Genomic DNA, 2,643 nt, shown 5'->3' on the forward strand with positions numbered 1-2,643 from the left:
CTTTTGCAGATGCATTTACGGTATGTGACCAACATTTTTGTTCCTCATTAACGGGTACCAGTGCCAATCGTTCTTATTTTTGGACAGGCACCGTACGCGAACAGCCGCGCAAACCGGAATCTGTTGCCCATGTGGATAATGGACAGATTAACTACAAGGACGTTAGCTGGAAGACTTATCCAGAACGGCTACAGGAAGCTGGCGTTTCGTGGAAGGTATACCAAAATGAGTTGAGTATACCTGTAGGATTTAAAGGTGAAGAAGAGGATTGGCTGGCCAATTTTACAGACAACAATCTCGAATTTCATAAGCAGTACGGCGTAAGGTATCACCTTGCGCATTATCAGTGGATGAAAGAACGGATTAAGGAACTGCAGCGACTATTAAAAAGCGATAAAAAAGTCGAATCGCTAAATAAGGTCAAAGCTGAACTGGCAGGTTTACAACATGATGTTATCCAGTTTGCTCCCGAGAATTTTGATAAACTATCTCAGTTTGAAAAAGATATCCATCGAAATGCATTTGTGACTAATCAGGATGATCCTAATTTTCACAAATTAAATAAGCTAACGTATACAGAGGGAGGCAGACGGCACGAAGTTGAGGTTCCTGCTGGCGATATCTTCTATCAATTTCGAAAAGATGTTGAAGCAAGAAAGCTACCTACTGTATCCTGGTTGGTCGCTCCCTGTCGGTTTTCAGATCATCCGGGATCGCCCTGGTACGGTGCATGGTATGTTTCAGAGACATTGGATATCCTGACCAAAGATCCTGAAGTCTGGAAAAAGACAATATTTATCTTGACCTATGATGAGAACGATGGATATTTTGATCATATTCCTCCATTTGTACCTCCGTTGAGTTCAAATAGCGACCAGGGTGCGGTTTCAGCAATAGATACAGCGGATGAATATGTAACGCAAGAGCAGGAGAGGAAGCGGACAAATAATCAAACGGTGACCTTCGAGAGCCCTATTGGACTGGGGTATCGGGTGCCGATGGTGATTGCATCACCTTGGTCAAAAGGAGGATGGGTCAATTCAGAAGTATTTGACCATAGTTCCTGTATTCAATTTTTGGAGCATTTTTTGAAAAAGAAAACCGGAAAGATTGTCCGGGAGGATAATATCAGTCAATGGCGAAGGATGGTATGTGGAGATTTGACAACCGCTTTTCGTCCGATAGAAAAAGTTTCTAAGGCGGATTTACGGCCTGTGGACAGAAATGCATATGTTGAGCGGATATTCTCCGCCCGGAACAAAAAGCTTCCAGGGGATTTTGTACAGATTGACAGTCAAAAGCTAGCTGCGATCAGGGCCAAAGGTCAATACCATAGCGATTTACAGATGCAGGAACATGGATGGAAGCAGGCCTGCGCGCTGCACTATGATTTACAGGTAAAGATGGCCAGTACAGAAGCAATTTTCTCCATCAGTACTAGACTAGACCGAAGGTTGAATACGGTTAGAGCGGGGGCAGGTATTCCTTATTTTGTGATTTCTTATGTTCCCTATGATGGACATGAAAAAGGTAAGGTCTGGAATTTTGCTGTTCAAGATGGTGACCAATTGCAATTCGATTGGCAGCTTGACAAGATACCGGGAGATCTAGTTTCATTTGCCCTTCATGGCCCTAATGGTTTCTATCGTTCTATTGAAGCAAATAAGTCAAATTTTCCAAAAATTGAGGTCTATACAAAGGTGGTTTCGGGCAATCCTGTCCTTTGTGTTCAAGTGCATTCATCTGCGTTAGATCTACAGTTAACAGACAGTTCATATGGTTTATTTAAATCGCAAGTATTAAAGAGTGGCATACACAAATTGTTCGAAGTGGATTGTGCAAAAAGTAAAGGCTGGTATGACGTCGAAGTAACAAGTCCTAAAGAACCGACGCTTAAGCTGCGTTATGCAGGGCATATTGAAACAGGGCGATCTAGTTATACGGATCCCTTGATGGGCGGCATGAAAAATATGTAATCGTTAAGACAATCAATTTTTTGATAACCATTTGGTGCTTTTGAGAAGAAAGTCACCAAATGGTCCATCAGAAATTAAATTATCGCAAGTGTACATATTATGATTACTAAATTGCCATTTACGCCAACTGCTGAAGGCAAACAGTTTAATCAACTCCCTTTGTACGCATTGGGAGGCAATAAATTGCTGTTGAAGCTGTGATAAATAGGTAAGTCCGATCTTTGCCACCAAAACAGACATTCGATGTCCATGGTTCTTTTACGTCAATATGTCCTATCAGTACGCCTATTGGACTATAGATAGAAACACCTTTCCCCGTAAGGTAAATATTTCCGTGATTGTCCAATGTCATCCCATCAGAGCCTTGGTCGATGACTGCCCTCTGTCCGCTGAGCTTACCGCTAGATTCAATGGTATACCTGTAAGTTTTATTTCGCACCCTATCTGCTACATATAGGTATTTTCCATCGGGCGTTCCTACAATACCATTAGGCTTAGCTACATCATCAGCCACCACAATTGGCTTTTTACCTTTTCCCGAAGGGAGGTAATAAACTTTTTGCCCTTCTATCTCTGGTTTTTTTCTGGTCCAGTAGTCACGCTGGTAGTAGGGGTCTGTAAAGTAAATTCCACCTTTCTTATCTACCCAAAGATCATTTGGACCATT

The 2,643-nt window shown here is 42.1% G+C and carries 2 protein-coding genes; one reads left to right on the forward strand and one right to left on the reverse strand.

Translation table 11 applies throughout. The features are described 5' to 3' along the window. Window positions 1-1,976: alkaline phosphatase family protein (locus B4G94_RS23665; protein WP_286862435.1), on the forward strand; the 1,976-nt coding region annotated here is incomplete at its 5' end. Window positions 1,977-2,121: 145 nt separating this feature from the next. On the opposite strand, the gene B4G94_RS23670 is transcribed toward B4G94_RS23665, so the two are convergent. After that, window positions 2,122-2,643 (reverse strand): SMP-30/gluconolactonase/LRE family protein (locus tag B4G94_RS23670; RefSeq protein ID WP_286862436.1); only part of this gene is annotated, 522 nt, incomplete at its 5' end.

This window comes from Sphingobacterium sp. UBA7625 (assembly GCF_002484085.1).
GTDB classification, from domain to species: domain Bacteria; phylum Bacteroidota; class Bacteroidia; order Sphingobacteriales; family Sphingobacteriaceae; genus Sphingobacterium; species Sphingobacterium athyrii.